The organism is Betaproteobacteria bacterium (assembly GCA_016720855.1).
GTDB lineage: Bacteria > Pseudomonadota > Gammaproteobacteria > Burkholderiales > Usitatibacteraceae > FEB-7.
On sequence record JADKJU010000001.1, the window covers coordinates 36,829 to 62,215 of the forward strand.

The 25,387-nt window shown below is 68.4% G+C and carries 18 protein-coding genes and 2 pseudogenes; 8 read left to right on the top strand and 12 right to left on the bottom strand.

What is annotated here, in order from left to right:
* Window positions 1-5: 5 nt before the first annotated feature.
* The 4 genes from IPP91_00155 to IPP91_00170 all read right to left on the bottom strand — a co-directional run bounded on the left by IPP91_00155 (window position 6) and on the right by IPP91_00170 (window position 3,974).
* The gene (locus tag IPP91_00155; GenBank protein MBL0140514.1) at window positions 6-1,247 is read right to left on the bottom strand and encodes an efflux RND transporter periplasmic adaptor subunit; all 1,242 of its coding nucleotides are present in this window, start codon (window positions 1,245-1,247) and stop codon (window positions 6-8) included.
* Between the two features lie 90 nt (window positions 1,248-1,337).
* Window positions 1,338-2,180 (bottom strand): sulfur oxidation c-type cytochrome SoxA, encoded by an 843-nt coding sequence (gene soxA, locus IPP91_00160; protein MBL0140515.1) that lies wholly within the window; start codon window positions 2,178-2,180, stop codon window positions 1,338-1,340.
* Entirely contained in the window at window positions 2,167-2,511 is a 345-nt protein-coding gene (locus IPP91_00165; GenBank protein ID MBL0140516.1) for a c-type cytochrome, read from the bottom strand. Before IPP91_00165 ends, soxA begins: the two co-directional genes overlap by 14 nt.
* On the bottom strand, window positions 2,511-3,974 hold the full coding sequence (locus tag IPP91_00170; protein MBL0140517.1) for a M48 family metallopeptidase: 1,464 nt from the start codon (window positions 3,972-3,974) through the stop codon (window positions 2,511-2,513). The genes IPP91_00165 and IPP91_00170 overlap by 1 nt, the downstream gene beginning before the upstream one ends.
* A gap of 99 nt (window positions 3,975-4,073) precedes the next feature.
* On the opposite strand from IPP91_00170, the gene moaC reads away from it, so the two are divergent.
* The 4 genes and pseudogenes from moaC to IPP91_00190 all read left to right on the top strand — a co-directional run bounded on the left by moaC (window position 4,074) and on the right by IPP91_00190 (window position 7,058).
* Window positions 4,074-4,556, top strand: a complete 483-nt coding sequence (gene moaC, locus IPP91_00175) for a cyclic pyranopterin monophosphate synthase MoaC (protein ID MBL0140518.1) — start codon at window positions 4,074-4,076, stop codon at window positions 4,554-4,556.
* 57 nt (window positions 4,557-4,613) lie between these two features.
* On the top strand, window positions 4,614-5,519 hold the full coding sequence (locus IPP91_00180; protein ID MBL0140519.1) for an efflux RND transporter periplasmic adaptor subunit: 906 nt from the start codon (window positions 4,614-4,616) through the stop codon (window positions 5,517-5,519).
* Entirely contained in the window at window positions 5,512-6,738 is a 1,227-nt protein-coding gene (locus IPP91_00185; protein MBL0140520.1) for an ABC transporter permease, read from the top strand. The genes IPP91_00180 and IPP91_00185 overlap by 8 nt, the downstream gene beginning before the upstream one ends.
* A gap of 21 nt (window positions 6,739-6,759) precedes the next feature.
* A pseudogene (locus tag IPP91_00190) lies at window positions 6,760-7,058 on the top strand (ABC transporter ATP-binding protein).
* A gap of 572 nt (window positions 7,059-7,630) precedes the next feature.
* On the opposite strand, the pseudogene IPP91_00195 reads toward IPP91_00190, so the two are convergent.
* Both IPP91_00195 and IPP91_00200 read right to left on the bottom strand, forming a co-directional pair.
* Window positions 7,631-8,284: pseudogene (locus IPP91_00195) on the bottom strand (DUF3300 domain-containing protein).
* A 67-nt stretch (window positions 8,285-8,351) separates the two neighbouring features.
* Window positions 8,352-8,717 (bottom strand): hypothetical protein, encoded by a 366-nt coding sequence (locus tag IPP91_00200; GenBank protein ID MBL0140521.1) that lies wholly within the window; start codon window positions 8,715-8,717, stop codon window positions 8,352-8,354.
* 201 nt (window positions 8,718-8,918) lie between these two features.
* On the opposite strand from IPP91_00200, the gene IPP91_00205 reads away from it, so the two are divergent.
* The 4 genes from IPP91_00205 to IPP91_00220 are packed head-to-tail and all read left to right on the top strand — an operon-like array spanning window position 8,919 to window position 17,917.
* Complete coding sequence (locus IPP91_00205; GenBank protein MBL0140522.1) at window positions 8,919-10,289, top strand: MdtA/MuxA family multidrug efflux RND transporter periplasmic adaptor subunit; 1,371 nt, start codon at window positions 8,919-8,921, stop codon at window positions 10,287-10,289.
* Window positions 10,286-13,387, top strand: coding sequence for an MdtB/MuxB family multidrug efflux RND transporter permease subunit (locus IPP91_00210; GenBank protein MBL0140523.1), 3,102 nt, complete (start codon window positions 10,286-10,288; stop codon window positions 13,385-13,387). The genes IPP91_00205 and IPP91_00210 overlap by 4 nt, the downstream gene beginning before the upstream one ends.
* Before the next feature lies 1 nt (window position 13,388).
* A complete protein-coding gene (locus IPP91_00215) occupies window positions 13,389-16,493 on the top strand; it encodes a multidrug efflux RND transporter permease subunit (protein ID MBL0140524.1) in 3,105 nt (1,034 codons plus the stop codon).
* Complete coding sequence (locus IPP91_00220; protein MBL0140525.1) at window positions 16,493-17,917, top strand: efflux transporter outer membrane subunit; 1,425 nt, start codon at window positions 16,493-16,495, stop codon at window positions 17,915-17,917. The genes IPP91_00215 and IPP91_00220 overlap by 1 nt, the downstream gene beginning before the upstream one ends.
* Before the next feature lie 37 nt (window positions 17,918-17,954).
* Here the strand turns inward: IPP91_00220 and chrA are convergent, their stop codons facing one another.
* From chrA to IPP91_00250, 6 genes are read right to left on the bottom strand one after another with little or no spacing between them, the layout of a single operon-like run.
* Entirely contained in the window at window positions 17,955-19,292 is a 1,338-nt protein-coding gene (gene chrA, locus IPP91_00225) for a chromate efflux transporter (GenBank protein ID MBL0140526.1), read from the bottom strand.
* Window positions 19,289-20,110 (bottom strand): NAD(P)-dependent oxidoreductase, encoded by an 822-nt coding sequence (locus IPP91_00230; protein MBL0140527.1) that lies wholly within the window; start codon window positions 20,108-20,110, stop codon window positions 19,289-19,291. Before IPP91_00230 ends, chrA begins: the two co-directional genes overlap by 4 nt.
* A gap of 6 nt (window positions 20,111-20,116) precedes the next feature.
* Window positions 20,117-20,902 (bottom strand): enoyl-CoA hydratase/isomerase family protein, encoded by a 786-nt coding sequence (locus tag IPP91_00235; protein MBL0140528.1) that lies wholly within the window; start codon window positions 20,900-20,902, stop codon window positions 20,117-20,119.
* A complete protein-coding gene (locus IPP91_00240) occupies window positions 20,899-22,167 on the bottom strand; it encodes an MFS transporter (protein MBL0140529.1) in 1,269 nt (422 codons plus the stop codon). Before IPP91_00240 ends, IPP91_00235 begins: the two co-directional genes overlap by 4 nt.
* Before the next feature lie 36 nt (window positions 22,168-22,203).
* Window positions 22,204-24,963 (bottom strand): valine--tRNA ligase, encoded by a 2,760-nt coding sequence (locus IPP91_00245; GenBank protein MBL0140530.1) that lies wholly within the window; start codon window positions 24,961-24,963, stop codon window positions 22,204-22,206.
* 13 nt (window positions 24,964-24,976) lie between these two features.
* Window positions 24,977-25,384, bottom strand: a complete 408-nt coding sequence (locus tag IPP91_00250) for a hypothetical protein (protein ID MBL0140531.1) — start codon at window positions 25,382-25,384, stop codon at window positions 24,977-24,979.
* Between the last annotated feature and the right edge of the window lie 3 nt (window positions 25,385-25,387).

Consider the following 25,387-nt stretch of genomic DNA (forward strand, 5'->3'; position numbering starts at 1 on the left):
GGCAGCTAGAACATGCGCAGGCGCAGTTGCGATTGCGCCCCGCCCGTGCCGGCAAGGTCGCGTGTGACGAGCTTGTCGCCCTCCGCCACCGCGCCGCCCACGATTTCCGTGAAGGCGGTATCGGAGATGCCGATCTGCACGGTCACGGGCGTGAGCTTGCCGTCAACGAGCTTGTAAACCCGGGAGGCGGCATCGCGCCGGTTCGCGCCTCCTCCACCCGCCCCGCCTGCGCCACCTGCGCCCATTCCCGGGCTTCCTCCTGTTCCCGGGCCGCCACCGGACTTCGTTGACGCTCCCGACTTGTCGGGCTGCGCAGGATCGGCCGGTGGCCGGAAGCGAAGCGCCGCATTGGGCACGCGCAGCACGCCCTCGCGGCGATTGGCGGTGATCTGCACGAAGGCGGTCATGCCCGGCTTGAGCTTGCCCTCGGCGTTGTCGGCGCTCACGAGCACGGTGTAGCTCACCACGTTGGACTGGATCGTGGGGTTCAACCGGACCTGGTTCACCACCCCGCGGAAAAACATTCCGGGGAAGGCATCGACCCGGAAGCGGGCGGGAAGCCCCTGGCTGATACCACCGATGTCGGCCTCGGCGATGCTCGTCTCGATCTGCATCTGCGCGAGATCCTTGGCGATCAGGAAAAGGGTGGGCGTGTTGAAACTCGCCGCCACCGTCTGGCCGAGTTCGACGTTTCGGGCGACCACGACCCCTGAGATCGGGGAACGAATCACGGTGTAGCGCAGGTTGGTCCTGTCGCGGTCCATCTGGGCCTTCACGAGTTCCACCTGCGCGCGCGCGGCATCGAGTTCCTTCACGGCGATGTCGAGTTCCGCCTGCGAGATGAACCCCTTGCCCACGAGCGAGCGTGTCCGGACTTCCTTGGTCTCGGCGAGGCGAAGGCCCGCCAGGGCGCTGTTCATGTTGGCCTCGCTCTGGGCGAGCGCCGCGTTGAAGAGCGCCGGATCGAGCTCGGCAAGCAACTGGCCTTCCTTCACGATGCTGTTGTAGTCGGCGTACAGCTTGATGAGCGTTCCGGAGACCTGCGTGCCCACGCTGACCGAGGTGACCGGGTTCACGTTGCCGTTGGCGGAGATGACCTGCACGACGTCGCCCTTTTCGGCAGCCTCGAGACGCCAGCGCTCGGCCGGAGACAGGGTCGTTGTATCCCGCCACAAGTACCAGCCGGCGCCGGCTGCGGCCACGAGGACCAGGGGTATCAGGACGCGCGGACGAAGAAGTTCTCTGATCATGGGGAGAGTGTCGTTTGCCACAGGCTAAATTCCAGAGAGCGGGGCGCTCGGACGAGCCCTCGCCTTACCGTTCGTTGCAAGCAGCCTTCAGGGCCGGGCGGGACGCCACGCATTTGGCCGGAGAACCATTCCATTGGAAAGGTAGGTGAGGAAATATTCCAGGTGCGCCAGTTCGTCGGAGCCGGCCGGGAAAGGGGCTGCGCCCATGAGATCCAGGCATTCGCGCACGCGCATCTGCAGCGTGACCGGGCGGCCATCCCGAAGGTACGGCCACTGCGCCGCGGCGCCGACCGGCGCGGGGATGGCCACGTCACCGAAGAACTTGCCGGCGTGGGTCAGGTGGCACGAAGCACACGCGTAGTTCTGCTGCCCCATGCGCGTGAAGTAGAGGCGCCGGCCCTCCTCGAAGCGCGCTTCGGCCTGCACCGAGGCGACCTTGACCGACACCTTCTGGCCGTCGGACAACGAACGCAGGTAGGCGAGCACGACACCCATCGAGTTCGCATCGCCTGCGTCGAGTAGCGGTTGGCCGTGCGACTTCAGGCACTGGTTGACCGCCGTTTCGAGCGTGACGAGTCGCTTCACGCGCCGGTCGTACTGCGGGTAGGCGGCGGCGACGCGGCGGCCTCCGTTGGGAAAGCACCCGGCGAGGGAGCGGCCGTTGGCGAACTTGCGGATCCAGATCCGCCGGCCGGCCTCGATGGCCTCCGCGGCGCCCGGAGCAGGCCTGTTGCGCTCCAGTTCGGCCAGGCGGGAAGGATCGAACGCGGCCGACCCGGAGGCCAGCTGCGCGGGCGTGACGGAGGGATGCCGTTCGCGAATGCGCGACAGGATGTCGTTCCTCACGCTGTCTGCGCCCGCCATGGCTTCCAGCGGCACGGCGACGAGGAACGCCAGCGCGGCGAATGCGAGGCGATCAGGGAAGCGCATGGAGATAGTCGATGAGGCTCTCGATCTCGGGCGCATCGAGCAGGCGATGGCGCCCGTAGGGAGGCATCACGGTGTCGGGATTGGCCGGCATCGGGTCTTCGAGGAACGCTTGCAACCGGGCGCGATCCCATCCCTTCAGACGCGCGGCGTCCAGTCGCGGGCCCACATCCGAGCGAATCGCGGGGCCCGATCCTTCAGGAACCTGGTGGCATGCGATGCAGTTGCCCTTGTCCGCGCGTGTGAAGATCTCGCGCCCCACGGTCGCCTGGCCCCACGCCACCGTGGCGGCCAATGTCACCGCGGCGGCGAGGAATCGGGCGTGATGCGGCATCAGCCGAGCTTGAGGGCCTTTTCGGCCTCGCGTTCGATCTGGAGCTGGGACCGCAGATCGCGCAGCCGCGCATCCGTGATCGAAAGCTCGTAGAAATCCGAGCCGCCGCGCACCTTGGTCGCGATTTCAAGCTGGTCCACCGCCGCGGCAAGGTTGCCCCGGCGATAGTAGGCCTCAGCCTGCGCCCGATGCTGGGCCAGCCGGTTGCCCACGGCTGCGTAGGCGCGCGATTGCAGCTCGTAGAGCTTCGCGTCCTCCGGCGAGGCCCGGACGTGCTCGTCGAGGAATGCGATGGCCTCGGTCGTGCGGCCGGTATCCATCAGGAGTTGCGCGTACCCGTAGTAGAGCCCGCGGTAATCGGGATAGGTCTTCAGGGCCGCCTGGTAGGACGCGAGGGCGGCGTCCATCCGCCCCTGGTCCACCAGCAACTGGGCGGCGAGAAGTTCGAAGGCGGGATGGGTGCTTTCGGCGTTGCGGACCGTGGCCAATTCCTTTTCCGCGGCGGTGAATTCGCGGGTTCGGCGCAGGGCGAGGGCCAGTCCGAAGACGTACTCGCGCGGACGCAGGACCGTGCGATCGGCGAGCAACTCGCGGAAATGGGTGATCGCGTCGTTGGCCGACCCGGAAGCGGAGCGCAGCTTGGCGTGCGCGAGGCCGTACTCGAAACTGTCCGGGACGAGACGCGGGGGCAGGGCATCGGCCCGGGCCTGCATGTCGGCGATGCGTTCGACGGTGAGCGGGTGGGTCCGAAGGTAGGACGGCGCGCTCTTGAATTCGCTCAACCGGTTGGAACGCTGCATGCGTTCGAAGAAACTGACCATGCCGCGCGGGTCGTAGCCGGCGCGGTCCAGGATCGTGATGCCGATGCGGTCCGCTTCGCGCTCGTGCTCGCGCGTGTAGTCGAGCTGGCCCTGGATCATGAGGGCCTGCGCGCCGACCAGCCCCGCTTGCACCATCTGGCCGCTGTTCGAGGCGCTGCCGCGGGAGGCGAGTATCGCGAGCGCAAGTGCGGCGAGGGAGGCGAGCTGGTACTTGCCCTGGCTTTGGTACAGGCGCGCCTGGTGGCGCTGCAGGATGTGCGCGATTTCGTGCCCGACGACACCCGCAAGTTCGGATTCGTTGCGCGTGAGCAGGATGAGCCCGGTGTGGATCCCGATGTGGCCGCCGATCATCGCGAAGGCATTGATGGAGTCGTCCTGCACCACGAAGAACTCGATCGGGCGGCGCGGGGGATCCGCCGCGCCCAGCAGGCGATTGCCCAGGGACTTCACGTAATCGGAAATCTCGGGGTCGTCCACGAATGCCGGGTCGGTGCGCACCTCGCGCATGACGCGGTTGCCGATCGTGCGCTCCTGCTTGTCCGACAGTACGGAATCGGAGGCATCTCCGAGATCAGGCAGGCCCTGGGCGTGCGCGGGGAGCAGGGCGGCGCAGACGGCGAGGGCGACGAGTCGGCGCATCATGGATCGGGGGCGGGGGACGGGAGCGTGTGAATGTGAAATCGTGGATACTTTGGGACATACGGCGACGGCATTGGTTCGCCGCATCCGGAGCCCCTGATTATGAACGAAAAACTCACCCATTTCGACGAAGGCGGCCGGGCGTGGATGGTCGATGTCGGCGCCAAGGACGAAACGGCGCGCCGGGCCGTCGCGGCGGGCATGATCCGCATGCGCCCGGAGACCGTGGCGCTCGTCCGTTCCGGCACGTCGAAAAAGGGCGATGTCCTGGGGGTTGCGCGGATCGCCGCGATCCAGGCGGCCAAGCGCACCTGGGAACTCATCCCGCTGTGCCACCCCATCGCGCTCACCGCGCTCGAAGTGGACTTCCAGGTGAACGAGGCCGGATCGTTCGTCGCGTGCAGGGCGGTTGCCGAGTGCCGCGGCCGCACCGGCGTCGAGATGGAGGCCCTGACCGCCGTGAGCGCCGGCCTCCTCACCATCTACGACATGTGCAAGGCCGTCGATCGCGGCATGACGATGGGCGACATCCGCCTCCTCGAGAAGGAGGGTGGGAAGTCGGGGCGCTGGGTCGCAGAACGCTAGGCGCTGGCGGGACTCGTCAGCATCCCTGACCCGCGTCAACCGGGGCACCACTGACTTATGTCAACCGCCGCCTGCGGTTGGGCGGGAGAATGGTGTTGTCTCTGCGCGGACCCATCCCTCGTGACTCCCATTTGGCGGGGGGGGCGGGGGGCGGCGAGTTCCCATCGCTTCTGCTCCGTCGTGCGGGCGGCGTTCGGAATCATGCGCGCATGGTTGGGGCGGGTCGCGCGCAAGGTTGTCGAGCAGTCGTCGCCAGCGGCCGGGTCGGGCCCTTCGGTGCATCGGGGCCAGATCGGGCACGCAGGGCAGTGCCCCCGGCCAAACGGGAGGGGGTCGACCGGGGGGGCGGCGGCGGGGGGGGGCGCGCGTGTGGGGGCGCGGCTGGGCTACTCGGTGATCAGGGCCCCCTCCGATGGCACCTTGATCGCCCGCAGCGTCGAGCGCGGCGACGTCGTCCAGCCCGGCAAGGACCTGATGGTGCTTTCACCGGCGGGCGAAACGCAGCTCGTGCTGCAGATCGACGAGAGAAACCTCTCGAAGTTGAGGCTCGGGCAGTCCGCGCTCGCCTCGGCCGACGCATTCGCGAAGCAGAAGTTTCCCGCCGAGCTGGTCTACATCAATCCCGGCATCGATGCGCAGCGCGGCACCCTCGAGGTGAAGCTGCGGGTGCCGAGTCCGCCGGATTACCTTCGGCAGGACATGACGGTCTCCGTCGATATCGAGATCGCCCGTCATGCCGATGCCATCGTGGTCCCGACGCAAGCGCTGCACAACGGGCTCCAGCCCGCGCCCTGGGTCCTCAAGGTCGTCGAGGGAAAGGCGCGCCGGCAGCCGGTGCGCACCGGGCTGCGCGGCGACCGCTTCACGCAGGTGCTGGAAGGACTGCGGGCCGGCGACGTCGTTCTCGAGGGAAGCGCTGCGTTGCGCGATGGCCAGCACGTGAGGCCTGTCATGAATGAATGACTGGCTGCCGTTCGAGTGGACCGCGGCAACGCGTTTCCTTCGGGAAGGGCGGTTGCAGACGTCCTTCATCGCGATCGGGGTCTCCATCGGCGTCGCCGTGATCGTGTTCATGTCGGCCATGCTGGACGGGATGCAGGCCAATTTCATCCGCCGCGTTCTCACCTCGCAGGCGCACATTGTCCTGCTGCCGCCGCAGGAAGTCGCGCGGCCGCTCATGGCCTCCCCGCAGGTTGCGGAAGCCGCCGTGGTGCAGAAGCCCTACCAGCGCCTGCGCTCCATCGACCAATGGCAGAAGATCATCGAGGAACTGAAGGCCATGAATTCGATCGTGACCGTTTCGCCGATGGTCTCCGGGCCGGTGCTCGCCTCGCGCGGCGAAGCGAGCCGGGCCGTGACCGCCATGGGGGTGGAGCCCGACCGGTACTTCCGGATCGTGCACCTTCCGGACCTGATCGTGGCCGGTGCCCCGCGGCTCATGTCGACCGACATCATCGTCGGCATGGAACTCGCCAACGACCTCGGCGTCACCGTCGGCGACAAGCTGCGCATCGCGGCCGCCAGCGGCGGCAGCATCACGCTCACGATTTCCGGCATCGTCGACCTGGGGAGCAAGGGCGCGAACCAGCGCAACACCTACGTGGCGCTGCACACGGGCCAGAGCCTGCTCGGGCTCGTGGGCGGCGTCTCCAGCATCGATCTCACTGTCGACGACATCTACCAAGCGGAGAACATCGCGAAGCGCATCGAGGCGGCGACCGGCATCGAGGCCGACAGCTGGATCAAGACCAATGCCCAGTTCTTCTCGGCGGTCAGCGCGCAGACCACCGCCAATACGGCCATCCGGTTCTTCGTGGCGCTCTCCGTGGCCTTCGGCATCGCCAGCGTTCTCTTCGTGTCGGTGGTGCAGAAATCGAAGGAAATCGGGATCCTGCGGGCGATGGGCGCTTCCCAGGGCCAGATCATGCGCGTGTTCCTGCTCCAGGGCGGCCTGCTCGGCCTGGCCGGATCGCTCGTCGGGTCTGCGATCGGCGCGGGGGCGCTGATCCTGTGGCAGTCCTATGCCCGGAACCCGGACGGCACGCCGCTCTTCTTCCTGATCCTGGACCCGAGGCTGTTCGTCGTCTCGACCATCCTCGCGACGATCACGGGACTCGCGGCTGCGCTCGCGCCGGCATTGCGCGGCGCGCGACTGGATCCGGTGGTGGCCATCCGTGGCTGAACCCGTCCTTCGCATCGAGCCTTGCGCAAGGCCTACAACGTTGGCACGCCGATAGAGGTCGAGGTCCTGCACGGAATCGATTTCTGATCCCGCCCGGGGAGTTCTGCGCTTATGGGGCCGTGGGATCGGGCAGAGCAGCCCTGAACATCATCGGGCTGCTGGATCGCGCCACGGGTGGACGGCTCTTCATCGATGGCGCCGAGACCGGCAGCCTGGACGACAAGGCCATCACCCGGCTGCGCGGACGAAGCCTGGGCTTCGTCTTCCAGTACCACTACCTGATCCCCGCGTTCACGGCGCTGGAAAACGTGATGATGCCATGCTCGGGGGCGGTCCGATGGTGGGGGGGGAGGACTCTCGCGGTGGGACTGACGCGTGGGGGAAATCTAGTCGGCAGGGGGGGGGTGGCGGCGCGGGGGCGGTCAGGACGGCGCCCGCTGGCCTTCGAGCGCTGAAGGTGGGGGGGGGGCGCGGGGGGGTTGCGGCGCCGCGGGGGGGGGGGGGCGGGCCGCCGGGGGGGGGGCGGGGGGGGGGGGGGGGGGGGGGGGGGCGGGGGGGGGGGGGGGGGGGGGGGGGGGGGGGGGGGGGGGCTTGCGTGTGCGGGGGGGGCGGCGCGTTCCCGGGGGAAGGGGGGGGGGCGGGGGGGGGGGGGGGGGGGGGGGGGGGGGGGGGGCTTGTTGGGGGGGGGGGGGGGGGGGGGGGGGGGGGGGGGGTGCCAGGCTGCCGGCGCGGGGGTCGGGCGGTTCCAGAAGCGATTGTGGCCGACATCGAGGTTGATGTGGCGGCCGTGCCAATCCGGATGCGCCCAGCCCCAATGATCGTGGGAGACCCTCCACGCCGGACCAAAGTAGATGCCGGTGATGACCACTCCGGCCGGGTACCCGTAGATCGTCGGGGGATACCAGAACCAGGGCGTGTAGTCGGGAGCCCACCACGGGCCGTAGATGGCGAGCGGATCGTAGACCGGCACGTAGATCTCGTCGGGCTGCGCGGGCTGGATGACGATCGCCTCACCCTGGGACGCGACCGTCTGTTGCGGCGTGGATTGCAGGTTGCCCGCGGCCTGCGCCCTCTGGCGCAGCGACTGCACGGTGTCCATCACGCGCCGCTCATCGGTGAGGAAAGCGTCTCCCAGGCGCTGCATCCACTCCAGGTGATCGTTCATCATCGCGAGAACCTGGGGAAAGGCGGCGAGCGACTGCACGCTGGGATCCCACCGGTGCCCGGACAACGCCTGGTCCAGCGCCTCGCCGGCGAGCCCCGGATTCTGCTGGATGAAACGCGCGGCCTGCACGACTTCCAGCGGATACGTGGCCGCCATCAGGACCTGCGACAACAACTGGTCCGGATAGAGCGCGATGGGCGCAAGCAACTGGTCGAGCTCGTCCTGGCTGTACGCCTGGGGTTCCTGGGTCTGCGCATGGGTCGGCACAGTCGCAACCAGGATCGCCGCCAGCAGGCCGATCAGGATGCGTCGCAGGGAGCCGGGGAGGGTCAGTCCGAATGTTCGGCCTGGCCTTGCCGGTGGGCTGGCAAGGTACGTCATGAAGGCATTATCCCCCCGGCGCTGCGCCTGGAAGAACATGAAATGTTACCAATCGTCGCGCCGGCACTCATCGGCGATGCTCCGTGTCGAAGGTCTTCTCGGCATCCGCGAGATGGCCGATGAGCACGTGGGAGATGAGGTTTACCCCGATTCCGGCGAAGACGGCCGGAAGCAGATAAAGAGCCAGGGCCATCTCCGAGTTGAACAGCCGGTCGTCGTAGGTGGAAGGCGTTGCCCTGGCCATGGTTGCCAGGACCTGGAGCAGGAGCACGTCGACTCCGGACAATGCGATCAGCGTCGAGGCAAAGAACAGAACCGTCCAGCGGGCAATGGCCCTCTTCCTGTACAGGTATCCGTAGATTGCCGCGGGCACCAGGACCGAACAGGCGACGAGAAGCAGGAACTCCATTTCGAAGAACACGGTGTCGGTCATGGCCTCTGGTTTCGCTCCGTAGTGAGTGATTCTGATCGGGACTCGGCAATTCCGGGTCATCGTGTTGCGTTTGTCGCGCGATTCGGGCGTAGGTTCCGGCGGCGTTACACTTCGACACATAATCCGCAGGAACATGGCTGCCACTCCGGGGAAAATGGTGGTCTTGCCGCGCGTCCGCACCGGAAAACCCGAGGAAATCCCATGAGTGACGTCCTGCCCCCGCCTCCCGGCGCCCGCGCGCCGCGCCGGAGGATTGCGCGCATTGTCTATGCCGTGACCGTCCTGGCGGCCGCCGCGGCGGCCGCCTGGTGGTACTGGGGGCGCTCCGCGGATGTCCCGGCCACGGCCTCGCCGGGCTATGCGGCCAAGGCGTCAGCAGGCGGCCCGGGCACGGCCGCTCCCGGTGGCGCGCCCGGCAAGGGGGGCCGCTTCGGCGATCCCAATCGCGTGCAACCGGTCGCCGCCGTCGCGGCGCGCAAGGGCAACGTGCGCGTCATCCAGAACGCGCTCGGGACCGTGACCGCATTGCGCACCGTCACCGTCAAACCGCGCGTCGATGGGCCGCTGCTGTCGCTCAATTTCGTCGAGGGCCGGGATGCGAAGGCGGGCGACGTGCTCGCGGTCATCGATCCCGCGCCCTACCAGGTGGCTCTCTCGCAATCCGAAGGCCAGCTTGCGCGCGACCAGGCGTTGCTCCAGAACGCACGCCTGGATTACGAGCGTTACAAGACACTGCTTGCGCAGGACTCCATCGCCAAGCAGCTGGTCGACGGCCAGGAAGCGCTCGTGCGCCAGTACGAGGGCACGGTCAAGGTCGACCAGGCGCAGGTGGACAACGCGAAGCTGCTGCTCTCGTGGACCCGGGTCACCGCGCCGGTCTCGGGTCGCCTCGGGCTGCGCGTCGTCGATGCGGGCAACATCGTGCGCGCATCCGACGCGAACGGCCTCGTCGTCATCACCCAGGTCGATCCGATCACCGTTCTCTTCTCGATTCCCCAGGACAACCTGCCGCGCGTGCTCGCCCGGCTTGCCACCGGAGAGAGGCTCGCTGTCGAGGCGTGGGACCGCGACCAGAAGCAGAAGCTCGCCACGGGCACGCTACTGACTTCCGACAACCAGGTCGACGTCACCACGGGCACGGTGAGGATGCGCGCGCAGTTCGCGAATGCCGACCGGCGGCTCTTCCCCAACCAGTTCGTCAACGTGCGCATGGTCGTCGACACGCGCGAGGGTGCGATCGTCGTTCCCTCCGCGGCGATCCAGCGCAACAGCCAGGGCACGATCGTCTATGTCGTGAAGGACGACAGCACGGTTGCCGTGCGACCTGTGAAGACCGGCCCTGCCGAGGGCGACCTGACGGCGATCGACAGCGGCCTGGCGCTCGGGGAGCGCGTGATCACCGACGGCGTCGATCGCCTGCGCGAAGGCGCGAAGGTGGAAGTGACAGCCGGCGCCGGTGCCGGCGTCGGCGCGGGGGCCGGGGGGCGCGGCCCGCGCGGCGAAGGAAGGCCGGCGGACGGCTCCAGGCGCGAATCGAGGAAGGCCGAGGGCGCCAAGCCCGCGGGCCAATGAACCCCTCCCGTCTCTTCATCCTTCGTCCCGTCGCGACCTCGCTCGCGATGCTGGCGATCCTGCTCGCGGGATTCCTCGCCTATCGGCAGCTCCCGCTTTCGGCGCTTCCGGAGGTCGACTACCCGACGATCCAGGTCGTCACCCTCTATCCCGGCGCGAGCCCGGACGTCGTGACCTCTTCGATAACCGCTCCCCTCGAGCGCCAGTTCGGGCAGATGCCGGGCCTGAAGCAGATGTCGTCGACCAGCTCCGGCGGCGCCTCGGTCATCACGATGCAGTTCGACCTTGCCGTGAACCTGGATGTCGCCGAGCAGGAAGTGCAGGCCGCGATCAACGCGGGGTCGAACCTCCTGCCGTCGGACCTGCCGTCGCCTCCCATCTACAGCAAGGTGAACCCGGCCGATGCCCCGATCCTCACCCTGGGCATCACGTCGGCGACGATGAAGATGCCGCAGGTGCAGAACCTCGTGGACACGCGGGTGGCGCAGAAGATCTCGCAGCTGCCCGGCGTGGGGCTGGTGACGCTCTCCGGCGGGCAGCGGCCGGCGGTCCGCGTGCAGGTGAACCCGAAGGCGCTCGCCGCCCAGGGCATGTCGCTCGACGACGTGCGCTCCGCGATCGGCTCGGCAAACGTGAACCTCGCGAAGGGCAGTTTCGACGGCCCGGCGCGAGCCTACACGATCGACGCGAACGACCAGCTGAAGGGCGCCGATGAGTACCGCGGCATCATCATCGCCTATCGCAATGGCGCTCCCATCACCCTCGCGGACGTGGCCGACGTGATCGACGACGCGGAGAACGCGAAGCTCGCCGCGTGGATGAACGATACGCCCGCCATCATCGTGAACGTGCAGCGCCAGCCGGGCGCGAACGTGATCGAGGTCGTGGACCGGGTGAAGAAGCTCCTGCCCACGCTCACCTCGAGCCTGCCCGGCTCGGTGCGGGTGCAGCTCCTCATCGACCGCACGGTGACCATCCGCGCTTCCGTGCGCGACGTGCAGTTCGAGCTGCTACTGGCGGTGGCGCTGGTCGTCATGGTGATCTTCCTCTTCCTGCGCAGCGTCTCCGCGACGCTCATCCCGAGCGTGGCGGTGCCGCTTTCGCTGGTGGGCACGTTCGGCGTCATGTACCTCGCCGGGTTCAGCATCAACAACCTGACCCTCATGGCGCTCACGATCGCCACCGGATTCGTGGTGGACGACGCCATCGTGGTGATCGAGAACATCGCGCGCTACGTGGAGGAGGGAGACCCGCCCCTGGAGGCGGCGCTCAAGGGCTCCAAGCAGATCGCCTTCACCATCATCTCGCTCACGTTCTCGCTGGTGGCGGTGCTGATCCCCCTGCTCTTCATGGGCGAGGTCGTGGGGCGCCTCTTCCGCGAATTCGCCATCACACTCGCGGTCGCGATCCTCATTTCCGCGGTGGTGTCGCTCACGCTCACGCCGATGATGTGCGCGCGCCTGCTCAGGCACGAGCCGCCCGGGAGCCAGAGCCGGTTCTCGCGCGCGGCGGGGGAGTTCCTAGACGCCGTGATTCACCGCTACGGAGTGATGCTCACCTGGGTCCTCGAGCGCCAGCTGGCCACGCTCTGGGTCGCCGTGGGGACCCTCGCGCTCACGGTGCTCCTCTACGTGTTCATCCCGAAGGGCTTCTTCCCGATCCAGGACACGGGCGTCATCCAGGGAATCTCGGAGGCGCCGCAGTCGGTGTCCTTCGGCTCGATGGCCGCACGCAGCCGGATCCTGGCCCGCGCGATCCTGGAGGACCCGGCGGTAGAGAGCGTGTCCTCGTTCATCGGCGTCGACGGCCAGAACACGACGCTCAACAGCGGGCGGCTCTTCATCAACCTGAAGCCCCATGACGTGCGCGACGCGAGCGCCTCCGGGGTGATCGAGCGGTTGAAGCCCCGGCTCGCAAGCCTGGAGGGCATCAAGCTCTACATGCAGCCCGTGCAGGACCTCACGATCGAGGATCGCGTGAGCCGCACCCAGTTCCAGTTCACGCTCGAAAGCGCGAACGGCGAGGAGCTCGCGGACTGGACCCGCCAGCTGGTGGAGAAGCTCTCCACGCTGCCGCAACTCGCCGACGTGGCCTCCGACCTCCAGGACCAGGGGTTGCAGGCCTACGTCACCATCGACCGCGACACGGCGGGGCGCCTGGGCGTGACGCCGGCCGGCGTCTCGAACGCGCTGTACAACGCCTATGGACAGCGCCTCGTCTCCACCATCTTCACGCAGGCGAACCAGTACCGCGTGGTGCTCGAGGTGAAGCCGGAATTCCGGCGCGGGCCGGGATCGCTCAACGACCTCTACGTTCCCGGCGCGGCAGGCGTGCAGGTGCCGCTCTCCTCGGTGGCGACCTTCTCCGAGCGGCCCGGGTCCCTCGCGGTCAACCACCTGGGCCAGTTCCCGGCGACCACGGTGTCGTTCAATCTCGGCCCCGGCGCGTCCCTCGGCGACGCGGTGCAGGCGATCGAATCGGCGGAGAAGGAACTGGGCCTGCCCGTGAGCGTGCGAACGGGATTCCAGGGCGCCGCGCTCGCGTTTCGCGCCTCGCTCTCGAACACGCTGTTCCTCATCCTCGCCGCCATCGTCACGATGTACATCGTGCTGGGCGTGCTGTACGAGAGCTACGTGCACCCGGTCACCATCCTCTCGACGCTGCCCTCGGCGGGCGTGGGCGCGCTGCTGGCCCTCATCGTCGCGCGCCAGGACCTGGGCATCATCGCGATCATCGGCATCGTGCTTCTGATCGGCATCGTGAAGAAGAACGCGATCCTGATGATCGACTTCGCGCTCGAGGCGGAGCGCCACCAGGGCCTGCCCGCGCGCGAGGCGATCTACCAGGCCTGCCTGCTGCGCTTCCGGCCGATCCTCATGACGACGCTCGCGGCGATGCTGGGCGCGCTTCCGCTCATGATCGGCACCGGCGTGGGCTCGGAGCTGCGCCATCCGCTCGGTATCGCGATGGTGGGCGGGCTCCTCGTCTCGCAGGTGCTCACGCTCTTCACGACGCCTGTCATCTATCTCTACTTCGACCGCCTGGCGCAGCGCTTCGGCAAGGGCGGCCCGATCGAGGGCGAAGCGCCCGGCGACTGACGTGAACCTCACCGAGCCCTTCGTCCGCAGGCCGGTCGCGACCACGCTCCTCACGCTGGGCGTGGCGCTCGCCGGCGCGGTCGCCTTCACGCTGCTGCCGGTCTCGCCCCTGCCGCAGGTGGATTTCCCGACGATCTCGGTTTCCGCCTCGCTTCCCGGCGCGAGCCCCGAGGTGATGGCGGCGACCGTGGCCACGCCGCTCGAGCGCGCGCTCGGGCGCATCGCGGGCGTGAGCGAGATGACCTCGCAGAGCACGCTAGGCAGCGCACGCGTGACGCTGCAGTTCGACATCTCGAAGGACATCAATGGCGCGGCCCGCGAGGTGCAGGCGGCGATCCAGGCGGCGCGCAGCGACCTGCCGACGAGCCTGCCGAACAACCCCGTGTACCGGAAGGTGAATCCCGCGGACGCGCCGGTGATGATCCTCGCGCTCACTTCGGAACGCTATTCGCGCGGGCAGATGTACGACATCGCCTCCACGGTGCTCGCCCAGCGCCTTTCGCAGGTGAAGGGCGTGGGGCAGGTCACGGTGGGCGGCGGCTCGCTGCCCGCGGTGCGCGTCGAGCTCAACACGAACAATCTCCTGAAGCTCGGCATCGGCCTCGACGCCGTGCGCACCGCCATCGCCACGACCAATGCGAACCGTCCCAAGGGCTTTCTCGAGGACGGCGAGCGCTACTGGCAGGTGCAGGCCAACGACCAGGCGAAGACCGCCCGCGAGTACATGCCCATCGTCGTCGCCTGGCGCAACGGCGCCCCGGTGCGCCTGGCGGAGCTGGGCGAGGTGGTGGACTCGGTCCAGGATCTGCGCAACGATGGCTCGGCCAACGGCAAGCCCGCCGTGGTGCTCATCATCAACCGCCAGCCGAACGCCAACATCATCGAGGTGGTGGACAGCGTGCAGGCGATCATGCCGGAACTGCGGGGAATCGTTCCCTCGGAGATCCAGCTGCAGATGGTGATGGAGCGCACGAGCACGATCCGCGCCTCGCTTCGCGAGGTGGAGCGCACGCTCGTGGTTGCCGTGCTGCTCGTCACGCTCGTCGTGTTCCTCTTCCTGCGCGATGCCCGCGCGACCCTCATCCCGGGCCTCGCGGTGCCGGTTTCCCTCATCGGGACCTTCGCGGCGATGTACCTGCTGGGTTACAGCCTCAACAACCTCTCGCTGATGGCGCTCACCATCGCCGTCGGCTTCGTGGTCGACGACGCCATCGTCGTGGTGGAAAACGTCTCGCGCTACCTCGACCGGGGCTACTCGCCGCTGCGCGCGGCGCTGGAGGGCGCGCGCGAGGTGAGCTTCACCGTCGTCTCCATGAGCCTTTCGCTCATCGCGGTGTTCATCCCGATCCTGTTCATGGGCGGCATCATCGGGCGGCTGTTCCGCGAGTTCGCGGTGACGCTGTCGGTCGCGATCCTGGTCTCGCTGGTGGTCTCGCTCACGACAACGCCCATGATGTGCGCCGCGCTCCTGCGCCGCCGGAAGGAAGGGGAGGCGGGGCGCTTCGCGAAGCTCGGCGAACGCGCGTACGCCGCGGTGCTCGCGGGCTATGGCAGATCGCTCGGGTGGGTCCTGCGGCACCCGCTGCCGGTCGTCATCGCGCTTGTCGCCACCATCGGCCTGAACGTCTACCTCTACGCGATCGTGCCCAAGGGGTTCTTCCCGCAGGTCGACACCGGTCGCATGATGGGTTTCATCCAGGCCGACCAGTCGATTTCCTTCCAGGCGATGCGCGGCAAGCTCGCCCAGTTCGTCGAGATCGTGAGGGCCGACCCTGCCGTGGAGTCCGTTACGGCGTTCACGGGCGGTGGCCAACGCAACCGCGGCCAGATGTTCATCGCGCTCAAGCCCCTCAAGGAGCGAACGGACAGCGTCGACAGGGTGATGTCGAGGCTGCGCGTGAATCTCGGGAAGGTCGCGGGCGCGAACCTCTTCCTCTTTCCCATCCAGGACCTGCGCGCCGGGGGGCGCCAGTCGGACGCGGCATTCCAGTTCACGCTGAAGGGCGACGACCTCAACGAACTGAGGACTTGGGCGACGAAGCTCGAGCAGGGGCTGCGCGAAGTGCCGCAGCTGGTGGACGTGAACTCCGACCAGCAGAATCGCGGGCTGCAGATGACACTCGCCATCGACCGTGCCACGGCCTCGCGCCTCGGGATCACGATGCTGGCCATCGACACCGCCCTCTACCTTGCTTTCGGCCAGGCGCAGGTCTCCACCATCTACCAGGACCGCAACCAGTACCGCGTCGTGATGGAGGCCGCGCCCGAGTACTGGCAGAGCCCCGCGACCCTCGATTCCGTGTACGTGCTCTCGCCCACGCGCGGCCAGGTGCCTCTCTCCGCGTTCGCGCGCTACGAACCCACGCTCACGCCGCTGGCGGTGAACCACCAGGGGCAGTTCGCTGCCAGCACGATCTCGTTCAACCTGCCCGAAGGCACGGCGCTTTCCGAGGCGTCCGACGCGGTGCGCGAAACCATGGCCCGCATCGGCGTGCCCTCGACGATCTACGCCTCCTTCGAGGGAACGGCGAAGGCATTCCAGGCGGGACTCGAAAGCCAGCCGTGGCTCATCCTCGCGGCGCTGGTCACGGTCTACATCGTGCTCGGCATGCTTTACGAGAGCATCGTGCATCCGGTGACGATCCTCTCGACCCTGCCCTCGGCGGGCGTGGGCGCGCTCCTCGCGCTCCTGGCCTTCCGGACGGAGTTCTCGCTGATCGCCCTGATCGGGGTGATCCTGCTCATCGGGATCGTGAAGAAGAACGCGATCCTCATGATCGATTTCGCACTCGATGCCGAGCGCACGCGGGGGCTCTCTGCGCACGATGCGATCTTCGAGGCGTGCCAATTGCGCTTCCGCCCCATCATGATGACGACCCTCGCGGCGATGTTCGGGGCGATCCCGCTCGCGCTGGGCGCAGGCGACGGGGCGGAGCTGCGCCGCCCGCTCGGCATCTCGATCGTGGGCGGGCTCGCCGTGAGCCAGCTCCTCACGCTATACACGACGCCCGTGGTCTATCTCTACCTCGACCGCTTCCGCCTCTGGGCGAAGGCGAAGTTCTCGCGGCGCGACCCGCCGCGCCCTGCGCTGGAGGCCGCGCCATGATGTTTCCGAAGCTTCCCCTCGCCGCCGCCGCGGCGATCCTCCTCGCCGGCTGCGCGGTCGGACCGGACTACGTGCGTCCCGCCGTCGACTCTCCGGCCGTCTACAAGGAGGCAGGAGAGTGGAAGTTGGCCCGGCCTGCCGACGCCTCGCCCCGCGGCGACTGGTGGAAGGCTTTCGGCGATCCCGCCCTCGACGGACTCATGGCGCAGGTGCAGGTGGGCAACCAGGACCTGCGTGCCGCCGAGGCGCGCTATCGGCAGGCCCGCACGGCCCTCGACGCTTCGCAATCCGCGTTCTTCCCGACGTTCACCGGAAGTGCTGCGGCCACGAAGAGCAGCCAGTCCGCGGGCAGCCAGGGGCTGGACACCGGCGCCGTGCGCAGCTACCGCGCCGAGGCCGACATGCGCTGGGAGATCGACTTGTGGGGCCGGCTGCGGCGTTCCTACGAATCGAGCCGCGCGTCGGCCGAGGCGAGCGCGGGAGACCTCGAGGCCGCGCGCCTGTCGCTGCAGGCGAGCCTCGCGCAGGCCTACTTCCAGTTGCGAGTGACCGATGTGCAGCGCCAGCTTCTCGACGACGCCGTGGCCGCGTATGCGAAATCGCTCGAGCTCACGCAGAACCGCTATTCGGCTGGTGTCGCCGCGAAGGTCGAAGTCGTGCAGGCGCAATCGCAGCTCCTCGCCACGCGGGCGCAGGCGATCGACCTGGGCGCCACGCGCGCCCAGCTCGAGCATGCGATCGCCGTGCTCATCGGCAAGGCGCCGGCGCAGTTCGCGCTCCCGCCGGCGAGGTTCGCCTCGACGCTGCCCGGGATTCCTCCGGGATTGCCCTCGGCCCTGCTGGAGCGCCGCCCCGACATCGCCGCGGCCGAGCGGCGCGCGATGGCCGCCAACGCCCAGATCGGCGTCGCGACGGCGGCCTACTTTCCGGCGCTCACGTTCCCCGCGGCTGCCGGGTATGCGTCCTCGTCGTTCGCGAACTGGGTGGCGGCGCCGAGCAGCTACTGGCTGCTGGGCCCGGCGCTCGGGCTCACGCTCCTCGATTTCGGTGCGCGCGCGGCCGCCGTCGATTCCGCGACCGCGGCGTGGGAGCAGAGCGTCGCCAGCTATCGCCAGACGGTGCTGGACGCCTTCCAGGAAGTCGAGGACAACCTCGCCATCCTGCGCATCCTCGAGGAAGAGGCCACGGTGCAGGAGGCCGCGGTGCGCGCGGCGCGCGAAACCGTGACGCTCACAACCAACCAATACAAGGCGGGCACCGCGAACTACCTGGCCGTGGTCGTGTTCCAGGCGAACCAGCTCAGCAATGAGCGGGCCGAGGTATCGTTGCTGGGCCGCAGGCTCACGGCCAGCGTGGGCCTCATCAAGGCCCTGGGAGGCGGCTGGGATGGCTCGCTCGCACCCCGCGAAGCCTCGCCTCCGTGAGCGGGACCCGGGAAGGTGGCGCCGGGTCGTTTCCGTTTCAGGTGAGCGTGTTCAACGCGATGCCGGCGGCCGCCGACCAGGCGATCACCGGGATGATTCCGATGCGGTACCTCACCAGCGCGACGAGCGAGAGCACCGTGATCGCCACCGCGGGCCAGACGATCGGGACGGGGAATGGATTCGCCTGGCTCGCGCCGGGCCAGAATACGTGCCAGGCGAAGAAGAGGGCGAGGCTCGCGATCACGCCTACGACAGCCGCCGTGATCGCCGAGAGCGGTCCTTCGAGGTGAACGTCGTCGCGCGTGCGCTCGACCCAGGGAGCACCGGCGAGGATGAAAACGAACGAGGGCAGGAACGTGAACCAGGTCGCCACGGCCGCGCCCAGGATCGCCGCGGCAATCAGGCTTTCCGGCCCGAGCGTTGCCTTGGTCCACGCGCCCACGAAACCCACGAACGCCACGATCATGATCAGCGGGCCCGGCGTCGTCTCGCCGAGGGCGAGACCGTCGATCATCTGCCCCATGGTGGCCCAGCCGAAGTGGTTCACCGCGCTGTCGACGACATAGGGGAGCACCGCGTACGCGCCTCCGAACGTGACCAGTGCGGCCTGCGTGAAGAACCGCGCCATGTTCGCGTAGTCGCCGTTGGGGCCGAAGGCGGCGACCAGGGCTGCGAAGGGAATTGCCCACAGTACGAGTCCCACCAACGCGACCCTGGCCAGCTTCCCGATCGAGGTGGCCGCGTGCGCGGGGGGCGGCGTGTCGTCGTCGATCACGGCCGCATCGTGCGCAGTTCCCGGCGCCGGGGCGGCGTGCGCGGGGGGCGGCGCGTAGCGACGTCCGGCGACGCCGACGAGCGCGGCGCCGGCAATCACGAGCGGGAAAGGCGCGGAGAACAGGGCGAGCGCGACGAAGGATGCCACGGCGATCGCGACGTGGAACGGCCGCTTGACGGCGCGGGAGCCAATGCGAACCGTGGCGGCGATCACGATCGCCACGACGGCGGGCTTCACCCCCGCCAGGATCGCCGCCACGAGGGGAGCCTGGCTGAACGCGAGGTAGGCCCAGGACAGCCCGATGAGGATCGCGAGCGACGGAAGCACGAACAGCGCCCCGGCAGCGATGCCGCCCCACGTGCCGTGCAGCAGCCAGCCGATATAGGTGGCGAGTTGCTGCGCCTCGGGACCGGGCAGCACCATGCAGTAGTTGAGCGCGTGCAGGAAGCGCCGCTCCGAGATCCACCGCCGTGTCTCGACCAGCTCGCGGTGCATGATGGCGATTTGCCCCGCGGGGCCACCGAAGCTCACGAAACCGAGCTTGAGCCAGAAGCGCAGCGCCGCCCCGAAGGACACGCGGGCCGGCTTCGCGCCGCTCATTCGACGAAGAGGTCCCGGAAGAGCGGCGTGCCTGGCGTGACGGCGTAGCGGCCGAAGTCTGTCACGCCCGCGGCGCGCAGCACGTCCTCGTCGAGGAAGAAGTTCCCCGTTGTCTCCCGGCTGTTGCTCGTGAGGATGGCGTGCGCCGCATCGGCCATGATGGCCGGGTGGCGGCTCGCCGCGAGGATCTCCGGCGGGAAATTGAACTCCACGGCGGCGGTGGCGATGGTGGTCGCCGGCCACAGCGAGTTCACGGCGATCCCGTCGGGTTTCAGTTCCTCGGCCATGCCGAGCGTGCACAGGCTCATGCCGTATTTCGAGATCGTGTACGCGGTGTGCGGAGCGAACCATTTCGCCTTCATCGCGAGGGGCGGGGCGAGGTTGAGGATGTGCGGGTTCGCCGCCTTGCCGAGGTGCGGGATGCAGGCCTGCGAGCACAGGAAGGTCCCGCGCAGGTTCACTCCCATCATCAGGTCGAAGCGTCGCGCCGGGGTCTGCAGCGTCGGCGTGAGGCTGATGGCGCTCGCGTTGTTCACGAGGATGTCGAGTGCGCCGAACGCCTGGATCGTGGCGGCGACCGCCGCCGCGATGGCGGAGTCGTCGCGCACGTCGAGGGCGATGGCGAGCGCCTTGCCGCCCGCCGCCTCGACTTCGGCGGCGACGGTGTGGATGGTGCCCCTGAGCTTCGGATGCGGCTCGGCGGACTTGGCGGCGATCGCCACGTTGGCGCCGTCGCGTGCGGCGCGCAGCGCGATCTCGCGGCCGATGCCGCGCGAGGCGCCGGTGATGAAAACCGTCTTGCCGGCCAGCGTCGTCATCGTCGGCTACTCCCCGGTGAACTCGGGACGCCGCTTCGCCACGAAGGCGCCCGTGCCTTCCGCAAAATCGCGCGTCGGCACGCAGCGGGCGAACGCGACGAGCTCCGCATCGAGCTGCGCAGCCATCGGGCGCTCCCACGTCTCGTTGAACAGGGCTTTCGTGCGCGCGAAGGCGAAGGTCGGCCCGGCCGCGAGGCGCTCGAGCAGGGAGAGGGCGCGCGCTTCGAGTTCCGCGGGATCCACGACCCAGTTCACCAGACCCAGGGTGCAGGCCGTTTCGGCGTCGATGCGCTCGCCCAGGAACGCGAGTTCCAGCGCCTTTCGCATTCCCACGATCCGAGGCAGCGTGAAGGAGCTTCCGCCGTCCGGCGAGGTCCCGATGTTCGCGTAGGCGAGCGAAAACAGTGCGTCGTTCGAGGCGATGGCGAGGTCGCAGGCGAGCATGACGGACAGGCCTCCGCCGGCCACGGCGCCGTGCACGCAGGCGAGCACGGGCTTGTCCATCGTGCGCAGGCGCGTGATGGACGCATGGAAGACCTTGCCCATCTCGGGAAAGCGCGCTTCCAGCGTGTCGAGATTCGAGTGGAACCCGGAGACATCGCCTCCCGACATGAAGGCGCGGCCGGCCCCGCGGAGCATCACCGCGCGAATGACCTTGTCCCCGGCCACCTCGCGCGTGATGCGGTCGAGTTCGCCCGCCAGCGCGCCGTCCAGGGCATTGAGCTTCTCGGGGCGGTTGAGCGTGATGATGGCCGCGTTGGGGCGGTATTCCAGGAGGACGGCTTCGGTCATTGGGGCGGGTCTCCAGTCGGAGGGATGATGCCACGCTCCAGGTACACGGGACGCAGGTGGCTGCGGAAGGAGGGCAGGCGGAAGGCGAAGATCGTTCCTGCGACGATGCAGGCAATTCCGCCAACCAGGAACGTGAATGGCGCGCCGATGCGCTCTGCCAGGGACCCTGCGGCGAGGTGCCCGATGGGGAGCGACCCGATGAAGAACATCGTGTAGTAGCTCATGACGCGTCCGCGCTTGTCATCGTCCACGATGCTTTGCAGGATCGTGTTGCAGGTCGCCGCCGTCATGAACATGCCGAAGCCCGCCAGGCCGATGAGGAACGCGGAAAGGGGGACGGAGCGGGAGAAGCTGAAGCCGCACGCGCCGACGCCTGCGGTAATGGCGGCGATGGGGATCCACTTGCCGAGCCCGCGCACCGAGGGACGGCGCGCGAGGCTCACTGCGGAGATGACGGCGCCCAGGCCGACCGCGCCGATGAAGATGCCCACGAGATGGGCGCCTTCGCCGAACGTCTTCACGGCGATGGCGGGCATGAGCGTGGAATAGGGGCCGATCGTGAAGCTCAGCGTGCCCAGCAGGAAGAGCATGCTGCGGATGGGGACGCTGCCCATCGCATAGCGCCAGCCGTCGGCAAGGTCGGCCAGCGGATGGCTCGCGGCGCGGGGCGGCGCCGGCCGCACCTTGATACCGAACAGCGCAACCAGGACGGCGAGGAAGCTCGCCGAGTTGAGGGCGAAGCAGGCCGTCTCGCCCCACGCGGCGACGATGAATCCGCCGATCGACGGGCCCACGAGCCTCGCCCCGTTCATGAGGATGGAATTGAGCGCGATCGCGTTCGGGAGGTCGTCCTTGTCGTCGAGGAGCAGGACGAAGAAGGACTGCCGCGTGGGCGTCTCGAACGAGTTGGCGAGGCCCGCGAAAAAGGCGAGGACGGCGAGCTGGGTCATGGTGATGACGCCCAGGCCCGAAAGAATCGCGAGCACGAGCGACTGCAGGCAGAGGAGCGAGAGTACGGTGATCAGGATCCGGCGCCGGTCCAGGCGGTCGCCCAGGACGCCGGCGAAGGGCGACAGGACCAGGTAGGGCACCGAGTTGAGGAAGCCCACGAGTCCCGTGAACAGCGTGGAGCCGGACAGGCGGTAGGCGAGCCACATGAGCGCCAGCGACTGCACCCAGGTCCCGATCATCGACACCGCCTGCCCGGCGTAATAGCGGCGGAAGTTGGGCGAGGCGAGCGCTCGAAGGCTGTGGGGTAGGGGCACGGGGGGGGTCGGATTCCGGCTCGGGGCCGGGTTGCCTCAGGCGAGGCGCGCGAGCTGTGACCGGATGTCTTCGAGCTTCGTGCGGAAGTCCGCGAGCCGCTTCTTCATCTGGTCCACCACGGCGGCCGGCGCACGCGCGACGAAAGCCTCGTTGCCCAGGTTGGTTTCGGCCTTGGCGATCTCGCCGTCCAGCCGCGCGGCTTCCTTCGCCAACCGCTCGCGTTCGGCGGTACGGTCGATCTCGACGTGAAGCATGAGCTTGCCGCTTCCGGTCGCTGCGACGGGGCACTCCACATCCGGAAGCGCGCTGACGACCCTGGCCTCCGACAGGCGCGCGAGGGCTTGCAGGTACGGCAGGTGGATCGCCACCTCGGGACCGGCCTGCACGAACGCCGGCACGCGCTGCCCCGGGGCGAGGCCCATCTCGGATCGCAGGTTCCTGGCCGCGTTGGTGAGTTCCTTCAAGGCGGCGACGGCGCGCTCGGCCTCCTCGTCGATCTTGTCGGGCTGCGGCTGCGGCCAGCGCGCGAGCATGACGGTTTCGCCCGTGGCGCCGGCGAGCGGCGCCACCTTCTGCCAGAGCTCTTCCGTGATGAAGGGGATGATGGGGTGGGCCAGGCGCAGCGTCGTCTCGAGCACCCGGATGAGCGTGCGGCGCGTGCCGCGCTGGGCGGCCTCGCTCCCGGTCTGGAGCTGCACCTTGGCGAGCTCCACGTACCAATCGCAGTACTCGTCCCAGGCGAATTCGTAGAGCGCGCGCGCAGCGGTATCGAAACGGTATTCCTCGAAGCCCTGCGCGACTTGCGCCTCCGCGCGCTGCAATCGCGAGACGATCCACCGGTCGGCAAAGGAGAGTTCGACGGGCGAGGCGGCGTCGAGGCCGGTGTCCTTGCCTTCGCAGTTCATCAGGACGAAGCGAGTCGCGTTCCAGAGCTTGTTGCAGAAGCTGCGGTAGCCCTCGCAGCGCTTCAGGTCGAAATTCAGGGTGCGCCCGAGCGTGGAGAGCGCGGCGAAGGTGAAGCGCAGTGCGTCCGCGCCGTAGGACGTGATTCCTTCCGGATAGTCGCGCTTGATGCGCCTGGCCGCGGCATCCTTGTGCGAGGCGAGCATCAGCCCCTTGGTGGATTTCTCCAGCAACGCGGGAAGCCCGATCCCGTCGATCACGTCGATGGGGTCGATGGTGTTCCCCTTCGACTTCGACATCCGCTGACCCTCGCCGTCGCGCACGGTCGCATTCAGGTATACGTCCCTGAACGGGATTTCGCCGGTGAAGTGGAGCGTCGTCATGATCATGCGCGCGACCCAGAAGAAAATGATGTCCGGCCCCGTGATCATCACCGAAGAAGGCAGGTAGAACTTGCGTTCGCGGGCGAACTGCGCCCCGTCGGGCCACCCCAGTGCCGAGAAGGGAACGAAGGCCGACGAGAACCACGTGTCGAGCATGTCGGGATCGCGCCTGTCGGGCGAAAGGGCCTTGCCGCCGGTCTTCGCCTTCGCGCAAGCTTCCTCGAAGGTGCGCCCCACGTACGGCGTGCCGTCATCGGCGTACCACGCCGGGATCTGGTGCCCCCACCACAGCTGCCGCGAGATGCACCAGTCCTGGATGTTCTCGAGCCACTGGCGGTAGACCGTCGTCCATTCGTCCGGCACGAACCGGATGCGCCCGTCGTTCACCGTCTCGAGGCCGAGCCTGGCCAGGCCATCCATCTTCACGAACCACTGGTCCGAAAGCATCGGCTCGACGACGGCGTCGGAGCGCTGCGAGCGCGGCTGCATGAGCTTGTGCGGCTTCACGCTGTCCACCAGGCCGGCCTTGTCCAGGTCGGCCAGCACGCGCTTCCTCGCCTCGAAACGGTCGAGGCCGCGGTATGGCGCGGGGGCGTTGTCGTTCACCTTCGCGTCGAGAGTGAAGATGTCCACCATCGGCAGCGAATGGCGCGCGCCGACCTGGTAGTCGTTGAAGTCGTGGGCGGGCGTGATCTTCACGCAGCCGGTGCCGAATTCCCGGTCCACGTATTCGTCGCCGATGACCGGGATCAGCCGGTCCGCGAGCGGCAGCCGGATCATTCGCCCGATGAGGTGCTTGTAGCGCCGGTCTTCGGGATGCACGGCCACCGCGGTGTCGCCCAGCATCGTTTCGGGGCGCGTCGTGGCCACCACGAGGCATTCCGTCCCTTCCTCGAGCGGGTAGCGCAGGTGCCAGAGCGAACCGTTTTCTTCCCGCGATTCGACTTCGAGGTCGGACACGGCGGTAAGCAGGACCGGATCCCAGTTCACGAGGCGCTTGCCCCGGTAGATGAGGCCCTCCTCGTGCAGGCGGACGAACACTTCCGTCACGGCGCGCGAGCGCGCCTCGTCCATGGTGAAGTACTCGCGCGACCAGTCGCAGGAGGCGCCCAGGCGTCGCATCTGGCGCGTGATGGTCGACCCCGACGCCTCCTTCCATTCCCGGACGCGCTCGACGAACTTGTCGCGGCCCAGCGCGCGGCGCGAGGTGCCCTCCTGCTCCAGCTGGCGCTCGACCACCATTTGCGTCGCGATGCCGGCGTGATCCGTGCCCGGCTGCCAGAGGACGTTCTCCCCCTTCATCCGGTGCCAGCGGGTGAGGACATCCATCAGCGTCTGCTGGAAGGCGTGCCCCATGTGCAGCGTGCCGGTGACGTTGGGCGGCGGCAGCTGGATGGAGAACGACGGGCGCGCGGCGTCAAAGGTGGCCTTGAACCAGCCGCGGGATTCCCAGTAGGGGTACCAGTGCGCCTCGATGGCGTGAGGGGCGAAGCTTTTCTCGAGTTCCATGGTTCGTTCGTGCCTATCGATGCGGGCGGCGCGCGAGCGCCTCGGCCACCGCGTCGCCGACGGCGTTCGCGATTTCCTGCCTGAGATCTCCCAGCGTGGCGGCCACGGAGGCGTGGACCTCGGCGGCGACCTGCTGGGTGAGGCGGCGTTCCAGGTCCCGGGCCAGGCGTGACTGGACCGCGTTCACGACCTCGGCGATCAGGGCGCGGGTGTATTCGTCGTCGCCGGCGGCCATGGTCCTGTCGTGAACCTGGGCCGGCGGGGCAGCAGGCGCTGCGGGGCCCGCCGCCGGTGTGCCGCCGCGCGTGATCACCTCGGTCAGGACAGGAAAGTCCGCGCTGTCACCGTCTTCGGCGCGAGGGGGCACGTGCCTGCGCAGGAGGGCGTCGGCCTTGCCGAGGATGTCGCGGTCGTCCTCCATGGC